This is a genomic window from Solibacillus sp. R5-41, from assembly GCF_002736105.1.
Classification (GTDB): Bacteria; Bacillota; Bacilli; order Bacillales_A; family Planococcaceae; genus Solibacillus.
On sequence record NZ_CP024123.1, the window covers coordinates 4130160 to 4146159 of the forward strand.

Consider the following 16000-nt stretch of genomic DNA (forward strand, 5'->3'; position numbering starts at 1 on the left):
AAATGAGTAAGATTTTAAAAGATTGCACGATCAATTTCTTGATCATTTGTTTGTTTATTGCTTTCAATGTCGTTTTATCCAGTTTTCAAAGAACAAGTTTTGAAGTATTTCATCATAAAGATGAACCTTCAAAACTGAACAGCAAACGTTAATGTTTCATTCCATAAGGAATGATTCCGAATATATCCTTAGAAAGGAGGTGATCCAGCCGCACCTTCCGATACGGCTACCTTGTTACGACTTCACCCCAATCATCTATCCCACCTTCGGCGGCTGGCTCCATAAAGGTTACCCCACCGACTTCGGGTGTTACAAACTCTCGTGGTGTGACGGGCGGTGTGTACAAGGCCCGGGAACGTATTCACCGCGGCATGCTGATCCGCGATTACTAGCGATTCCGGCTTCATGTAGGCGAGTTGCAGCCTACAATCCGAACTGAGAACGGTTTTATCGGATTAGCTCCCCCTCGCGGGTTGGCAACCGTTTGTACCGTCCATTGTAGCACGTGTGTAGCCCAGGTCATAAGGGGCATGATGATTTGACGTCATCCCCACCTTCCTCCGGTTTGTCACCGGCAGTCTCCTTAGAGTGCCCAACTAAATGATGGCAACTAAGAATAAGGGTTGCGCTCGTTGCGGGACTTAACCCAACATCTCACGACACGAGCTGACGACAACCATGCACCACCTGTCACCGTTGTCCCCGAAGGGAAAACTGTATCTCTACAGTGGTCAATGGGATGTCAAGACCTGGTAAGGTTCTTCGCGTTGCTTCGAATTAAACCACATGCTCCACCGCTTGTGCGGGCCCCCGTCAATTCCTTTGAGTTTCAGTCTTGCGACCGTACTCCCCAGGCGGAGTGCTTAATGCGTTAGCTGCAGCACTGAGGGGCGGAAACCCCCCAACACTTAGCACTCATCGTTTACGGCGTGGACTACCAGGGTATCTAATCCTGTTTGCTCCCCACGCTTTCGCGCCTCAGTGTCAGTTACAGACCAGATAGTCGCCTTCGCCACTGGTGTTCCTCCAAATCTCTACGCATTTCACCGCTACACTTGGAATTCCACTATCCTCTTCTGCACTCAAGTTTCCCAGTTTCCAATGACCCTCCACGGTTGAGCCGTGGGCTTTCACATCAGACTTAAGAAACCACCTGCGCGCGCTTTACGCCCAATAATTCCGGACAACGCTTGCCACCTACGTATTACCGCGGCTGCTGGCACGTAGTTAGCCGTGGCTTTCTAACAAGGTACCGTCAAGGTAGCGCCAGTTACTACGCTACTTGTTCTTCCCTTGCAACAGAGTTTTACGAACCGAAATCCTTCTTCACTCACGCGGCGTTGCTCCATCAGACTTTCGTCCATTGTGGAAGATTCCCTACTGCTGCCTCCCGTAGGAGTCTGGGCCGTGTCTCAGTCCCAGTGTGGCCGATCACCCTCTCAGGTCGGCTACGCATCGTTGCCTTGGTGAGCCGTTACCTCACCAACTAGCTAATGCGCCGCGGGCCCATCCTGTAGTGATAGCCGAAACCATCTTTTAACTTTCGAACATGAGCTCAAAAGTGTTATTCGGTATTAGCCCCGGTTTCCCGGAGTTATCCCAATCTACAGGGTAGGTTACCCACGTGTTACTCACCCGTCCGCCGCTAACTTTCAAAGGATGCAAGCATCCAATGAAAGTCCGCTCGACTTGCATGTATTAGGCACGCCGCCAGCGTTCGTCCTGAGCCAGGATCAAACTCTCCATAAAAGTTAGTTTGAAAGCTCATTTGCTTTGCTAGCGTATCAACATAAAGTTGATATCTATGTTTTGTTTAAGTTCATCACTTAAACGTTTAAATCATTAACGTTTGCTTGTTCAGTTTTCAAGGTTCATGTTGTTTCGTTTGTCGCGTCATCTCTTGGCGACTCACTTATAATAACACCTATTTGTTATAACCGTCAACACTATTTCATAAGTTTTTTTAAGGAAATCAATTTCTTGCGTATAAATCTATTAGGAAGAGGGAATATTATTATGTTGAAACGTTTGGTATCACTGGTTTTTTGTGTATTTCTGGTCTTGTTTTATTTTAATGAAAAAACTTTCAAATTACCTACTTTTCAGATGACGGACTCGCCCACTATTATCTCAAAAGGGCAATATGGGCATTCTTTAATTATTGAACTAAGCTATTCTCACAAAGGATTAGCTGAATGGATTGACGCTCTTTCTGAACCTTCCCTATTATTTTTAGTTGATAGCGAATGGATACAACGCAGCCCGGAATTAGTGCAACTATTGAAAGACAAAAAACTCAACGTCGGATTACTTGGGCATTCTAGTAAGGATTATGAGGATTCTACATTATTGAAAAAACAACTTACTATATTCCAAACAGCATTTGGACATTTGCCACTTTGGTTCGCTACTGCTGATTATATTGTAGAACCAGCCCTGCAAGAACAATTATTTGCAAAGGAAATAAATATTTTGGCACCGACACAATCTTTAACCGAGCTCGACATGTCATTAGCAGATGGTGATTTCATAAGCGCCCCCCTGCACCGACAACAATCGCTCGCTTTTGAAGTCATTGACCAATTTATTAATAAGCATACCCTTATTTCTTTAGAAGAAAATATATTTGGCTATAAAGTTACTACAAAACGTTACCCCAAATAATTTTACAAGTTCAATATTGGTTCGCACACATTCAATTTTGAAATATATATGTGCATTATTCTATGATAGTAGGAAGTCTCAATTCAAAAATAAAAGACAGAAACGTTATGTCACAACATTTCTGTCTTTTAACTATTTTACGCCTTTGCAGTTCTCACCACTTCTTTACGAGCTTTTCGACGTTCTTCTAATTTTTTGCGGTCTACTTCAGATTGCGCATTGTATTTAGGTAGCATTAAAATTTGGAATGCATTTACTGCAACAAGTGGGAATAATAATAATGCGACATATACATCAATATTATCTTGTCGTCCCATTAAAGCAATGATCCATTCTAATGACGTAACTACAATCATAAAGAAAATTGTTGAAATTAAAACATGTGGTTTTTGTGTCATTTTCACTTTTTTCAAACCCGTTGCAACGGCTGCCCCAACTAATACAACAAGCAAAAAAACATAAAATACCCAGTCTGCTATCGTTTCCGCGCCTGGGGAAAAACGGAAAATAATAATATCAGCAAGCACAATAATAATTAATAACATTTGAATCCAGTTCCACAATGTTAGCGAACGGAAAATATTTACGCCAACTTGGTGTAATGTTAAGTAGGCAAAGAATCCTGCCTGCGCCATTACGCTCATTGTAAACCCGAGGAAAATCATCCAAACAAATGCAGCAAGAAATTCTCCAATTTCTCCATTTAATAAGTAAGGTTGAAAGAAGCTCCATCGTATTATTAACGAGGCAATTGCATTCACTCCACCGCCAATTAATAATGCCCAAAAGGAAAATTTAAACCAATTTCGTATTGTCACGACATAACGTCCCCCAATTTTTAATATATTTGTTTATTTTACCAAGCGAAATTAAAAAAAGCGACCGATGTTCTAGGTTCTTACATATTATCTGTAAAATTGTGAACAATAGATGAAAGCGATTAGTTGCAGAAAGGACTGATAAAGATGGTGCGGCGTTATTTCTTCCTTAGTCTAATGGTATTATTTCTCGTTAGCTGTAGTGATGCAAAAACAACAACCCTTTCTTATGAAGAAGTGAAGAAGATCATGGTCGATGCAGTACAAACTGAGGAAGGGAAGAAGGCAATTCGTCAATTATTTGAAGAAAAGAGCTTTCGTGAGCTTCTCGTTTTAGATACAGAAGAAGTTAAAAAGGCAACCGAGGAAACGTTACTTTCTAAAGAAGCAGAGGAATTTTGGAAAAAAACTTTTGAAGATCCTAAATTTAAGGAATCCTTCGCAAAAAGCATGAAAAAGCAGCAAGAGGATTTACTGAAGGATTTACTGAAAGATTCCTCCTATCAAGAAGATTTAATTTCCTTTTTCGATCAGCCTGAAATGCAAAAACAGCTGGAGTCCATCTTAAAAGGTTCAAAAATTAAGAAGGAAATTGAAAAGTCTGTAATGGACACAATTGAAAATCCACTCCTTCAAACTAAATGGCAAGAACTCATTAAGAAAAGCGGAGAGGCGCCAACTTCTGGGGAAAAGTCAGATTCTAAAGATAGCAAGGACAGTGGCGGGGGAGACAGTGCCGAGTAGGCCTCCAAAATGTCTAATAAAAAACGATTGCTTAGGTAGACCCATAAGCAATCGTTTTTTCATTATTTTTTTAACTGTGCAATCACTTCTTCTGCAATTGTTAAGTAAATTTTACCCGTCGGATGTTGCGCTGCATAAATAGATGGAGCAAAATCTTCATCTGTCCAGTCTGGCTGACCTAGTGGAATTTGCCCTAATAACTTAGTACGTAATTCTTCTGTCAACTTAGGACCGCCACCTTGACCGAATATATATTCTTTTTCGCCGTCTTTATTTTCATACCATGCCATATTTTCAATAACACCTAAAATTTCATGGTCTGTTTGTAATGCCATCGCACCTGCACGAGCTGCTACAAATGCTGCTGTTGGGTGCGGTGTTGTCACAACAATCTCTTTTGATGACGGTAACATTTGGTGAATATCCAATGCCACATCGCCAGTGCCTGGTGGTAAGTCTAATAGAAGATAATCTAAATCGCCCCATTCCACATCGCGGAAGAATTGATCTAACACTTTTCCAAGCATCGGGCCGCGCCATACAATTGGTGCATTATTTTCAACGAAGAAGCCCATTGAAATTACTTTTACCCCCATACGCTCTACTGGATAAATACGATTATCTTTTACAACAGGCATTTCTGTAACACCCATCATGTCCGGCACACTGAAGCCGTAAATGTCAGCATCGATTAAGCCAACTTTTTTACCTAAACGAGCAAGCGCAACTGCTAAATTTACTGAAACAGTTGATTTCCCTACGCCGCCCTTACCTGAAGCAATTGATATAAATTGCACGCTTGATAATGGTGATAAAATATCTTGTGCTTCCGCTTCTGTTGCTTGTCCGCGGAATGCTTGTAATGCTTCTTGTGATAATTCTTCAAAACGAATGCCGACAGAAGCCGCGCCATTTTCTTTTAATACTTCAACAACTTTCATTTGAAGTGTCATTTGTTCTGGCGTATTCGTTTTAGCAATGGCAAGACGAACGCTGACATGCATTTTTTCTTCTTTAATTGAAACATTAGTTATTCCGTTTGTTTCTGCTAAGGATTTATGTAAAAACGGATCTTGTAATTGTCCTACTAGTTCTTGAACTTTTTGCACGTTTAACACATCAAACACTCCCCTAAATTGAATATCCAATGCTAGTATATCACACTCATTTCTTATTACTATTACATGTTGCTTAGTCTATATTTAGGTTTACATAATTTTCAATTCCGCGTGCAATGGCAAAGGCTATTTTTTCTTGATAGCTATCTGTCACCAATAATTTTCTCTCTTCTTCATTACTTATAAAGCCTGTTTCAACTAATGCTGCTGGTGCATCTACCTTTTTCAATAAATACACTTGTTTAATCGATAGCGCTTCTCGTTCTGTATTTTCCAGTGTTTCGCGTAACGATTGCTGGACCGCTTTAGCTAATAACTCGCTATTCGGATGTCCGCCCTTATGGAAAAATACTTGTGCACCTCGCCACTTCGCATTTGGAATCGCATTGGCATGAATCGTTACAAATAAATCCGGATCATTTGACTGCACGAGCGATTCGCGTAAAAAGATATCTTGTTTTTTCCGCTCCCGGTTCGTAAGGTTTTGTTCATTCGATGCCTGTTCACTAATCACATCGCCATCCGTTTTACGCGTTAAAATGACTTCTGCCCCTAAACGTGTTAGCTGACGTTCAACTTTTTTAGTAATCGCTAGCGTAATTTCTTTCTCAATTATTTCCCCACTGGATGCGCCCCCATCTATTCCCCCGTGTCCTGCATCTAATACAATTTTCAACCCACCTAAAGGCTCCGGCAAAAAAAATCGTTTATCCGATGCACTTGTTTCATAAACAACGACCATCATCGAGCAAAAAATAACAAAAATTAATGCAAGCCAACGCCTCAAAAAAACCACCGCCCTTTTTGCCTAATATACGCTAACGGACGGTGGATTATTCCCTATCAAGCCATTAGCTGACGTTGCAATGCAGCATAAAAGCCTTGTTTGTTCATTAAAGTTTGATGATTTCCTTGTTCGATTATTTGCCCTTCATTGATAACGAGAATTTGATTGGCATTTTCAATCGTCTTTAAACGGTGTGCAATGACAAAGCTTGTACGTCCCTTCATCAAATTCGTTAGCCCCTTTTGAATGTGTACTTCAGTCATTGTATCGACACTTGAAGTCGCTTCATCTAAAATCAATAAATCCGGATCTTCTAAAATCGCACGAGCAATGGCGATAAGTTGGCGCTGTCCTTGACTTAAATTCAACCCGCCACTAGTCAGCACGGTCTCATACTGTTCTGGTAAGTATTTAATAAAATTATGTGCATACGCAACTTTAGCCGCTTCTTCTACTTCTTCATTTGTGGCATCAAGCTTACCGAATCGAATATTCTCACGGACTGTACCCGAAAACAAGTACGTATCCTGTAAAACAACACCAATGTGATTTCGTACATTACTCATTTGATAATGCTCAATTGGCTGGCTATCTAGCAATATCCGTCCGCCTGTAGCATCATAAAAACGCGTAAGCAGCTGAATAATTGTTGTTTTCCCAGAGCCAGTTGGACCGACAATGGCAATCGTTTCTCCCGCTTGGGCATGAAAGTTAATACCATGTAAAATGGGTTTCCCTTGTTCATAGGCAAATTGAACATTTTGAAACGTGACATTCCCCGCAAACTTATCTTTTACTTTTGCATTTGTAACATCTGCTACTTCCTGCGTTTCATCAAGTATTTCAAAAACACGTTCTGAACCAGCAATCGCTGACTGAAACGTATTCAGTAAATTTGATAGTTGGTTAATTGGGCGGAAAAATTGGCGAGTATACGTAACAAATGACGCAATAACTCCAATTGAAAGACCACTCGTTACAGCCATAATCGCCCCTGTACCAATAACTAAACTCAATCCTAAATTATTCATAAAGTTATTGATTGGACCCATAAAGCCCGAAATGGTATCCGCGCGCATAGCCGACGTACGCAAGTTTTCATTTGCTTCCTGAAATTCTTCAATACCTTGCCTTTCATTGCCGAATAACGTAATAATATCAGCATTTGAAATTGTTTCTTCTATATAGCTATTCAATATCCCTAATTTACGCTGACGTTCTTTATAATTTACACTACTCCGCTTAATAATCTGCTTCGTCGCCCAAACGATTAATGGAATAATAATAAGCGTTACAAGAGCAAGTACCCAATTTAAATAAAATAGAGCAAATGCCGTACCAATAATCGTTAAAAAGGAAGAAACGATTTGAATGACACTTTGTGAAAGCGCTGCGTTTAAATTTTCAATATCATTCGTCATACGACTCATTAAATCACCTTGCTTACGCTTATCAAAAAACGCTAGTGGCAAGGATTGATATTGTTCAAATAGTTGCTGGCGTAATCGGTGAATCGTTTTTTGAGAGATGCGAATCATCACAAAAGTTTGCACCCATGTTAATACAGATGATGCAATATAAACGCCTGCTAAAACGAGTGCCATTTTCACCGCACCATTTACATCTAATTTGACAATATAATCATCAATTGTTTTCCCGATTAAAAATGGTCCTACTAAACTTAACAGCGTGCTAATAACGACAATCAAGATGACGCTTAGGAGCTCGACTTTTTGCAATCGCAAATAGCTCCAAATGCGTAACAATGTTTGTTTTTGATTTTTTGGTTTTACAACCGCTCCTGAAAATCTACCACCGGGATGTCCCATTGGTGACGGAGGCCCACCCGGATGTTTAGTCATGTAGGGTACCTCCCTTTCCTTCTTGCGTTTTATCAATTTCTTGATACATCGAACTTGTTTTCAATAACTCCTCATGTGATCCACGCGCTACGATATGACCATCATCCATGACAAGAATTTGATTGGCATGGCGAATCGAAGAAATTTTTGCAGACACGATAAATTTTGTTGCCTGCCCAAATTGCTGTTCAATTGCCTGCTGAATTTTCTTTTCTGAAATACTATCTACCGCGCTCGTCACATCATCTAATACTAAAATTGCCGGTTTACGAATAAATGCCCGCGCCATTGCAAGCCGTTGTTTTTGACCACCTGATAAATTCGTTGCACCTTGTGTTAGTAAATGTGCTGTCCGTGATGGTAGCTTTTCTATGAATTCTGTTGCACATGCTGCTACCAATGCTTCTTCTAGTTGTTCATCCGTTGCCGTTTCATTACCGTAACGAATATTTTCAGCAATTGTTTTTGAAAACAACGTCGCTTTTTGTGGCGCAAAGCCAATCGATTGACGTAGTTGCTCTACATCATATTGTTGGATTGGTACACCATCAATTTTGACTACACCTTGGTCGACATCAAACAAACGCGAAATCATTTTGACAAGCGTTGATTTCCCACTACCCGTCATTCCAATAATGCCGATTGTTTCTCCTGCTTTTGCATGGAAGCTCACATTTTTTAAAACAGGCTCTGTTCCTTCTATATAAGAAAAGCTTACCTGTTCGAATTCAACCTCTCCTCGCACAGATTTTTGTACCGGTTGATTTGGACTTTGAATATCAGCTTTTTCATCTAACACTTCAACAATACGTCCTGCACTCGGAATGGCACGTGCTAATTGAACAAGTACCATGGAAGAACTCATTAGCCCTTGCATGACCATCATTAAATAGTTTATAAAGGCGAGGATGACACCTACTTGTATTGTTTCACTTTCAACTTGAATTGCTCCGAGCCAAAGTGCCGCTACAATCCCTAAATTCACAACAAACATCGTTAACGGTGCTAACACGCCAATAATTTGATCCGCTGTCATACTGCGCTTCATTAATTGCGTATTCACATCTGTAAACTGTTCAATTTGATGATTTTTTCGATTATATGCCTTAATGACACGAATACCCGCCAAGTTTTCCTGTACTTTCATGTTCACTTGATCCACAACACGCTGTACTTTGTGAAACAGCTTGCCTGATAGTGAAGTAAAAAAGTACATAGCAAAGGCTAATATTGGCACAACGACTAATAAAATTGGAAAGAACTCACGTGCTGTTACAAAAACAATGACAACCGCACCGATGAACATCATTGGTCCACGCACGAAAATTTTAAGAAGCATCGTTACGGCACGCTGTAGCATTTCCACATCGCTCGTTAAATTCGTAATCAGTTTGCCCAATGTAAATTTATCCTTACTGTTATTTGATAAGTACGTGATTGTTTCATATAAATCTTGTCGTAAATCGGTAGCAAAATTAACAGCTGTTTTTGACGCATAGACCGAACAGCCTATCCCACCAATTAGAGCGATAATCGATGTTCCCATCATGAGTCCAAACATTTTTAAAATATACGAGGTATCCCCTTTTGAGATTCCCTCATCAATAATATGCTGTAATATAGTTGGTTGTAGTAAGTCCATTCCCACTTCAATAAGCATCATGACTGGTGCTATAATCGCAAAAACGATATAAGGCCTTATATATTTTGTAAGTTTTAATACGGCTTGCATGTTGAAGCACCACTTCCTCTATTCCTTCTAAAATCTATTCTTCTGTTGTTTCTCCAAGTATTTCAGTTAATTTAAATGTAACAACAAATTCATTCATTATAGCTTCTGTTGCCTTTAGCTCGCCCGCGATTACAGAATGAATTGATTGAAGCTCATTGGAATCCAGTTGTTTTTTCAATGTGTCGCGCTTCGTATCTAACTGTCGATAAAACTCTAGCGCTCGCCCTCTTCGAAATGTTTGAGCCCCTTTACGACGCCTTTCCCCATTACACTTTTCATGTTCACGTTGATGCATTTCATTATGTTCAGAGTACATACAATTCACCTCTCCTTATTTTGAATACAATTGTATGCTTTTGTATACAATAAATCTAGTTTTTCGTACATAGTCTTGGAAGTTTTGTCTAGGCATTCCTTATTAAAGATATTTAATATATAGTTGAAGAAGTATATTGTTTTATTGGAATAGTTGATTAATTAAATGCATTTGAGAGAAGGGGTGTTTTTAGTGAATCAAAAATTAAAGGTAATAGTTGAGTCTATTGAATTTTACCAATCGACTTATCCCGAAGACGCCTGCATTTTGATTTTTGATACCGAAAAAGTAGTCGGTTATAAACGTGGAAAAACAGTGGATTTAAAGATTACACTAGGTGAAACGGTTGAGCAACATCGCAATACGACAAGTGTTCGTGCGATGAAGAGTGGAAGATTTTTACGTGAGGAACGTAGCGAGGAAGCATTTGGTTTCCCTTACATAGCATCCTCTGTCCCAGTATATGATAACGGGGTAATCGTTGGCGTTGTTACAGGTGTTATTTCAAATAGCCGTGTAAGCGATATGCGCATCGTAGCAAACGAGCTGTCTGGTTCTGTTCAAGAAATGTCTGCAACGACCGAGCAACTAGCGTTGGCAAGTACCGATGTATCGAAACGTTTAGTCGAATTATCGAAGTATGCAGAGCAAATGAATGACAATATCCAACAGATTAACTCCATTGTTGGGGCTGTGAAAGATATTGCAATGCATTCCAAAATTTTAGGATTAAACGCATCTATTGAAGCTGCACGTTCCGGTGTACACGGCAGAGGCTTTGCTGTTGTAGCAAATGAAATTCAAAAAATGGCGCAAAATAGTACCAATAGTGCCAATAGTATCGCGCACCAGCTACTCACTATTACGGACTCCATTGAACATATTAATGCATATACAAAGCAAATCGCCTCATTTACCGAGGAATACACCGCGAGCATGCACGAAATGAGCGAGGGTTATGTATCCATTAATCAAATTGGACAAAAATTATTATCGCTCGGTGAGATTGAGCATTGATCGTTACTTGCAATCATTCAATACAATAACGAGTACCATTTAAGCACTTAATCAGATACATATTCTGACTGAGTGCTTTTGTTGTACCTATTGGGTAAATATCACAAAGTGGATTTATAGTTAGGATAGCATCAAAGAGAAAAAAACCCTCTCCCACAAATGTGAGAAAGGGTTTTGTAATTCGCAAAATTGTATAATCGGAAAGATTAACGTTTTGAGAACTGAGGTGCACGACGAGCGCCGCGTAAACCTGGTTTTTTACGTTCTTTCATGCGTGAATCACGAGTTAATAGACCCGCTGATTTAAGCGCTGAACGGAAATCTGGATCAACTTGTAATAATGCACGAGCGATACCATGACGGATTGCACCAGCTTGACCTGTGAATCCACCACCGTTTACGTTAACGTGTACATCATAAGAACCTTTAGTTTCAGTTGTTTCTAATGGTTGGTTGATGATTAATAATAAAGTTTCGTATGGTAGGTAATCAGCAACATCACGGTTGTTGATTACGATTTTGCCTTCGCCTGGTACTAAACGTACGCGAGCTGTAGAACTTTTACGGCGACCTGTGCCGATGTATTGAACTTGTGCCAAGGTTATTTCCTCCTATTATTGTATATTAACCGCGTAGCTCGTAAGCTTCTGGTTTTTGTGCTGCATGTGGGTGCTCAGAACCAGTGTAAACGTTCAGTTTAGTGAACATTTGACGACCTAAAGAGTTCTTTGGAAGCATCCCTTTGATAGCTAACTCAAGCATTTGAGTTGGGTATTTTTCTTTCATTTCACCAGCTGTACGTTGTTTTAAACCACCAGAGAATTGAGTGTGGCGGTAGTAAATTTTACCTTTTAATTTGTTACCTGTTAACTCAATTTTCTCAGCGTTGATGATGATTACGTGATCACCTGTATCAACGTTTGGTGTGAAAGTTGGTTTATGTTTACCGCGTAAGATAGCAGCTACTTCAGAAGCTAAACGACCTAACGTTTGGCCTTCTGCGTCAACTACTAACCATTTGCGTTCTACTTCGTGACCTTTAGCCATGAATGTTGTGCGCATATTTGTATCCTCCTAATCGATATTGATTACCGTTATTTTTCATTATTAAACACTTATAAGTTTCGGGGCTTATTTTGTGGTGGTAATGAAAATACCATACATCATCATATAATGTATCGCGTTATAAGTCAAGATATTTAATTGAACACCTGGAAAGGTTGTTAAACTCTTTTAGATTGCTGAATTGACTTGAATTCACCCAAAATAATTTCCATTTAATCATTAAAAACTATGACTAAAGTCAAAAAAATCTTTATTGAAGAATTATTCTTTATCATAGAAGACTTCTTCTAAATACAAACCATGTGCTGGTGCAGTTTTACCAGATTGGTTCCTGTCTTGTGAGGCAATCGTTTGTACAACCGACGCAAAATCCCGTTTTTCAATGCCGGCTTCCCACAAGGTGCCTGCAATAATGCGTACCATATTATATAGAAATCCGTCTCCTGAAATGGTCATATGGAGCTCTTCCTGATGCCATTCAAAATCGAGAGCACTTACTGTACGCACTTTATCGATTACACTCGTATTAGCCGCGCAAAAGCAGCTAAAGTCATGTTGACCGACAATCGCCCTTGCAGCATCGATCATTGCTGTAACGTTTGGTTTAATACCATTTGTCTCCACTGCATAGTGACGACGGAATGGACTTTGAACTGTACCACAATCCCAAATATACCGGTAACGCTTTCCGACCGCATCATAACGTGCATGAAAATCATCGGCCACTTGTTCGAGCTGTAGCACACGAATATCACGCGGTAGCTGCACATTTAACGCTTTCATGTAGTTATCAGAGGGAATCATTAATGACGTATCAAAATGAATCGTCTGCCCTGTTGCATGGACACGTGCATCCGTTCGTCCACTTGCTATGATTTTTACAGTTGCGCCCTTATGCATCTTGGAAAGTACTTTTTCAATTTCAAGCTGTACAGTACGCTTCCCAGGCTGTACCTGATAGCCAGCAAATTGCGTACCGTCATAACTAATAATCGCTTTTATTCTCGTCATTTCCTTACTCCTTTAGTTGCGTAACAGCCACAACGTTGCAGCGACCGCTAAGAGCATAACTAAACTCATCGTATCTTTTATATCCCATTTAAGCTGACGGTATCTTGTACGCCCTTCACCGCCACGATAGCCACGTACTTCCATTGCCGTAGCTAAATCCTCCGCACGTTTAAAAGCACTCACAAATAACGGAACTAATAACGGGACAACCGCTTTTAAGCGATCTTTAATAGGTCCTGCACTAAGGTCTGAACCACGTGCCATCTGTGCCTTCATAATTTTATCTGTTTCATCCATTAATGTAGGAATAAAACGCAAAGAAATTGACATCATGAGTGCTAGTTCATGCACAGGTAACTTGATTTTCTTCAATGGATTTAATAACGTTTCTAATCCGTCTGTAATCGAAATCGGTGATGTTGTTAATGTTAAAATCGACGTAATGAACACAAGCACTAAAAAACGCATTGAAATAAAAATACCTTGCTTTAATCCTTCTTCATGAATTTTCATGAAGCCCAGATCAAGTAACACGGCTCCTTCTTTATTCATCAAAATATGCAATATAAATGTAAATGCCATTAAAAAGATAACGGGTTTTAGCCCATTAATTAAAAAATAAAAGCGAATGCGAGACATCAAAATAACGAACAACGTAAATGCTAACAAAATCGCATACGTAACAATATTATTTGCTAAAAAAACGATAATGATAAAAGCAAAAACAAAAATTAATTTTGAGCGTGGATCGAGCTGATGCACAAACGAATTTCCGGGTATGTAACGGCCAAAGATCATTTTCTCCATCATTGCTCGCCACGCCCCTCTCGAATAGCTTGCCCCAATTCTACAGCTAGCTCTTCTTCCGTTAAGCACACTTTTGATAATTTTTTACCAATCATCTGCTCTACTTTATGCTGGAAGCGTACGACACGTGGTGGCTCTAAACGGTATTTTTCCAATGTTGCTCTATCCGCAAATAATACACGAGGCTCACCCGTTAACACACATTTCCCTTCATGCATAATAGCTATTCGGTCCGCGTAACGTGCTGCGTCCTCCATACTATGCGTTACAAGAATTGTCGTAAGCCCTTTTTCGTTGTGTAACTTATAAAATAAATCCATAATTTCTTTTTGTCCTCTTGGATCAAGTCCAGCAGTCGGTTCGTCTAATACAATAACTTCTGGCTCCATCGCAAGTACGCCTGCAATCGCAACACGACGCATTTGGCCTCCCGATAAATCAAATGGCGATTTTTCTAAAATATTGTCAGACAAACCAACAAGCGAAATTAATTCACGTGCACGCTTTTCTGCATCCTTTTCAGAAACACCAAAGTTCATCGGACCAAACATAATATCCTTCAGCACAGTTTCTTCAAATAATTGATGCTCCGGAAATTGAAAAACAATGCCTACTTTTTGACGAACAGACTTTAATTCATTTGCCTTTTTGCCCGCCTCAATCACACGGTCACCGATATGAACTGTTCCACTAGACGGCTTTAAAAGCCCATTAAAATGTTGTAGGATTGTCGACTTCCCTGAACCTGTGTGACCAATGATTGCTTCGTATGTCCCACTTGAAATGGTTAGTTCAACATCATGCAACGCATACTTTTCAAACGGTGTACCCTTTGAATAAGCATAGCTTACTTGTTGAAGTTTGATGTCCATAAATCATTCACCAGCTCTTCTTCTGTCATATGTTGTCCTACAAACTGTACACCTTGTGCTTGTAAGAGTTTTGTCATCTTTGTAGCAAATGGTAAATCCAGCCCAAAATCAACGAGTTCGTCACCAAGTGCAAATATTTCGGCCGGTGTACCTTCCGCATATTTTTTCCCATCATTCATAAAAATAACGCGGTCCGCCAATAGCGCCTCTTCTAAATCATGCGTAATCGATAAAACCGTTAAGCCAATTTTTTCACGCAATGCTTGTACTATTTTAAGTACTTCCTCTCGCCCTTGTGGATCGAGCATGGATGTCGCTTCATCTAAAATTAAAATTTGTGGATGCATCGCAAGTGCTCCAGCAATCGCAACACGCTGCTTTTGCCCACCTGATAAATGATGTGGCTCATGGTTGATAAAGCCTTCCATTTTCACCTGCTCTAACGCTTCCTTTACACGTATGACCATTTCCTCATATGGAACTCCATTGTTCTCTAAAGAAAACGCAACATCATCCTGAACCGTTGCCCCTACAAATTGATTGTCTGGATTTTGAAAGACCATACCGATTTGAGAACGTATTCTCCATAAGTTTTCTTCTGTTAATACATCTCGCTTAACCCTTACTTCCCCTCGCTCTGGAAACAACAAGCCACTCATCAATTTGGCCATTGTAGATTTACCTGAGCCATTATGTCCAACAATCGCAATCCAATCACCTTGATTTACCGAAAAGGATACATCTTGAACTGCTTTTCGTGCTTCTGGATTTTCCGGTGTATAGGAAAACGTTATATCATTAAATGATAAAATTTCAGACATGATTACTCAACTCCTCTCTGCTCTACTAATAAATTACACGTTTCAAGAGATAGATGCTACCTTTTCCCAGGAAATAACGCGTACCTATATAAAAATAAAGCACGTTTTCCAATAGTCAGACAGGTTGTCCTCCATTAAACGTACTTTATGTTTACATATGTATATGGAGAATTTTGATGCTCAAGTCAAAATTCCATAAGTAAGTGATACTTTCTTACTTTATTAAATAAAAAAGCGCGCACCTCATTCACAGAAATGCGCTTGTCGTAACATTTTCAGGATCATTAGGTGCTCAAGCCTAATCATCCAATGAATGAGGTGCGGAGAGCTAAACGAGTCGCCAGCAAAATTGCCCCGCTCATCATA

General features: G+C 39.8%; 15 protein-coding genes and 1 rRNA gene. 3 read left to right on the plus strand and 13 right to left on the minus strand.

Annotated elements, in window-relative coordinates; genetic code table 11:
- Positions 1 to 192 precede the first annotated feature (192 nt).
- A 16S ribosomal RNA gene (locus tag CSE16_RS20420) occupies positions 193 to 1749 on the minus strand.
- Positions 1750 to 2016: 267 nt separating this feature from the next.
- On the opposite strand from CSE16_RS20420, the gene CSE16_RS20425 reads away from it, so the two are divergent.
- On the plus strand, positions 2017 to 2664 hold the full coding sequence (locus tag CSE16_RS20425) for a polysaccharide deacetylase family protein (protein WP_099425563.1): 648 nt from the start codon (positions 2017 to 2019) through the stop codon (positions 2662 to 2664).
- Positions 2665 to 2801: 137 nt separating this feature from the next.
- Here CSE16_RS20425 and CSE16_RS20430 read toward each other — a convergent pair whose 3' ends face one another.
- Positions 2802 to 3482 (minus strand): KinB-signaling pathway activation protein, encoded by a 681-nt coding sequence (locus tag CSE16_RS20430; RefSeq protein ID WP_099425564.1) that lies wholly within the window; start codon positions 3480 to 3482, stop codon positions 2802 to 2804.
- A gap of 150 nt (positions 3483 to 3632) precedes the next feature.
- On the opposite strand from CSE16_RS20430, the gene gerD reads away from it, so the two are divergent.
- Positions 3633 to 4226 carry a spore germination lipoprotein GerD gene (gene gerD / locus CSE16_RS20435; RefSeq protein WP_099425901.1) on the plus strand — a complete coding sequence of 198 codons (594 nt, stop codon included), beginning with the start codon at positions 3633 to 3635 and terminating at the stop codon, positions 4224 to 4226.
- A 62-nt stretch (positions 4227 to 4288) separates the two neighbouring features.
- Here the strand turns inward: gerD and CSE16_RS20440 are convergent, their stop codons facing one another.
- From CSE16_RS20440 to CSE16_RS20460, 5 genes are all read right to left on the minus strand, one after another.
- A complete protein-coding gene (locus CSE16_RS20440; protein ID WP_099425565.1) occupies positions 4289 to 5344 on the minus strand; it encodes an Mrp/NBP35 family ATP-binding protein in 1056 nt (351 codons plus the stop codon).
- Positions 5345 to 5417: 73 nt separating this feature from the next.
- Positions 5418 to 6131, minus strand: coding sequence for an N-acetylmuramoyl-L-alanine amidase (locus CSE16_RS20445; protein WP_099425566.1), 714 nt, complete (start codon positions 6129 to 6131; stop codon positions 5418 to 5420).
- A gap of 56 nt (positions 6132 to 6187) precedes the next feature.
- On the minus strand, positions 6188 to 7993 hold the full coding sequence (locus CSE16_RS20450) for an ABC transporter ATP-binding protein (protein ID WP_099425567.1): 1806 nt from the start codon (positions 7991 to 7993) through the stop codon (positions 6188 to 6190).
- Complete coding sequence (locus tag CSE16_RS20455; RefSeq protein ID WP_099425568.1) at positions 7986 to 9725, minus strand: ABC transporter ATP-binding protein; 1740 nt, start codon at positions 9723 to 9725, stop codon at positions 7986 to 7988. Before CSE16_RS20455 ends, CSE16_RS20450 begins: the two co-directional genes overlap by 8 nt.
- 34 nt (positions 9726 to 9759) lie before the next feature.
- Positions 9760 to 10041, minus strand: a complete 282-nt coding sequence (locus CSE16_RS20460; protein ID WP_099425569.1) for a 2-keto-3-deoxygluconate kinase — start codon at positions 10039 to 10041, stop codon at positions 9760 to 9762.
- A 192-nt stretch (positions 10042 to 10233) separates the two neighbouring features.
- On the opposite strand from CSE16_RS20460, the gene CSE16_RS20465 reads away from it, so the two are divergent.
- Complete coding sequence (locus CSE16_RS20465) at positions 10234 to 11058, plus strand: methyl-accepting chemotaxis protein (protein WP_099425570.1); 825 nt, start codon at positions 10234 to 10236, stop codon at positions 11056 to 11058.
- A 206-nt stretch (positions 11059 to 11264) separates the two neighbouring features.
- Here CSE16_RS20465 and rpsI read toward each other — a convergent pair whose 3' ends face one another.
- The 6 genes from rpsI to CSE16_RS20495 form a co-directional block, all read right to left on the minus strand.
- Positions 11265 to 11657, minus strand: coding sequence for a 30S ribosomal protein S9 (gene rpsI / locus CSE16_RS20470; protein WP_099425571.1), 393 nt, complete (start codon positions 11655 to 11657; stop codon positions 11265 to 11267).
- 25 nt (positions 11658 to 11682) lie between these two features.
- Positions 11683 to 12120 carry a 50S ribosomal protein L13 gene (rplM, locus tag CSE16_RS20475; protein WP_099425572.1) on the minus strand — a complete coding sequence of 146 codons (438 nt, stop codon included), beginning with the start codon at positions 12118 to 12120 and terminating at the stop codon, positions 11683 to 11685.
- A 264-nt stretch (positions 12121 to 12384) separates the two neighbouring features.
- Positions 12385 to 13134 (minus strand): tRNA pseudouridine(38-40) synthase TruA, encoded by a 750-nt coding sequence (truA, locus tag CSE16_RS20480; protein WP_099425573.1) that lies wholly within the window; start codon positions 13132 to 13134, stop codon positions 12385 to 12387.
- A gap of 12 nt (positions 13135 to 13146) precedes the next feature.
- On the minus strand, positions 13147 to 13944 hold the full coding sequence (locus CSE16_RS20485; RefSeq protein WP_099425574.1) for an energy-coupling factor transporter transmembrane component T family protein: 798 nt from the start codon (positions 13942 to 13944) through the stop codon (positions 13147 to 13149).
- Positions 13941 to 14813, minus strand: a complete 873-nt coding sequence (locus CSE16_RS20490; RefSeq protein ID WP_099425575.1) for an energy-coupling factor ABC transporter ATP-binding protein — start codon at positions 14811 to 14813, stop codon at positions 13941 to 13943. Before CSE16_RS20490 ends, CSE16_RS20485 begins: the two co-directional genes overlap by 4 nt.
- A complete protein-coding gene (locus tag CSE16_RS20495; protein ID WP_099425576.1) occupies positions 14789 to 15634 on the minus strand; it encodes an energy-coupling factor ABC transporter ATP-binding protein in 846 nt (281 codons plus the stop codon). The genes CSE16_RS20490 and CSE16_RS20495 overlap by 25 nt, the downstream gene beginning before the upstream one ends.
- Between the last annotated feature and the right edge of the window lie 366 nt (positions 15635 to 16000).

What these genes read in the sequence shown, in the direction of transcription:
- CSE16_RS20425 (WP_099425563.1), top strand. Translation starts at nt 2,017, where the DNA reads ATGTTGAAACGTTTGGTATCACTGGTTTTTTGTGTATTTCTGGTCTTG.
- CSE16_RS20450 (WP_099425567.1), bottom strand. Translation starts at nt 7,993, where the DNA reads ATGACTAAACATCCGGGTGGGCCTCCGTCACCAATGGGACATCCCGGT.
- CSE16_RS20455 (WP_099425568.1), bottom strand. Translation starts at nt 9,725, where the DNA reads ATGCAAGCCGTATTAAAACTTACAAAATATATAAGGCCTTATATCGTT.
- CSE16_RS20460 (WP_099425569.1), bottom strand. Translation starts at nt 10,041, where the DNA reads ATGTACTCTGAACATAATGAAATGCATCAACGTGAACATGAAAAGTGT.
- rplM (WP_099425572.1), bottom strand. Translation starts at nt 12,120, where the DNA reads ATGCGCACAACATTCATGGCTAAAGGTCACGAAGTAGAACGCAAATGG.
- truA (WP_099425573.1), bottom strand. Translation starts at nt 13,134, where the DNA reads ATGACGAGAATAAAAGCGATTATTAGTTATGACGGTACGCAATTTGCT.
- CSE16_RS20485 (WP_099425574.1), bottom strand. Translation starts at nt 13,944, where the DNA reads ATGATGGAGAAAATGATCTTTGGCCGTTACATACCCGGAAATTCGTTT.
- CSE16_RS20490 (WP_099425575.1), bottom strand. Translation starts at nt 14,813, where the DNA reads ATGGACATCAAACTTCAACAAGTAAGCTATGCTTATTCAAAGGGTACA.
- CSE16_RS20495 (WP_099425576.1), bottom strand. Translation starts at nt 15,634, where the DNA reads ATGTCTGAAATTTTATCATTTAATGATATAACGTTTTCCTATACACCG.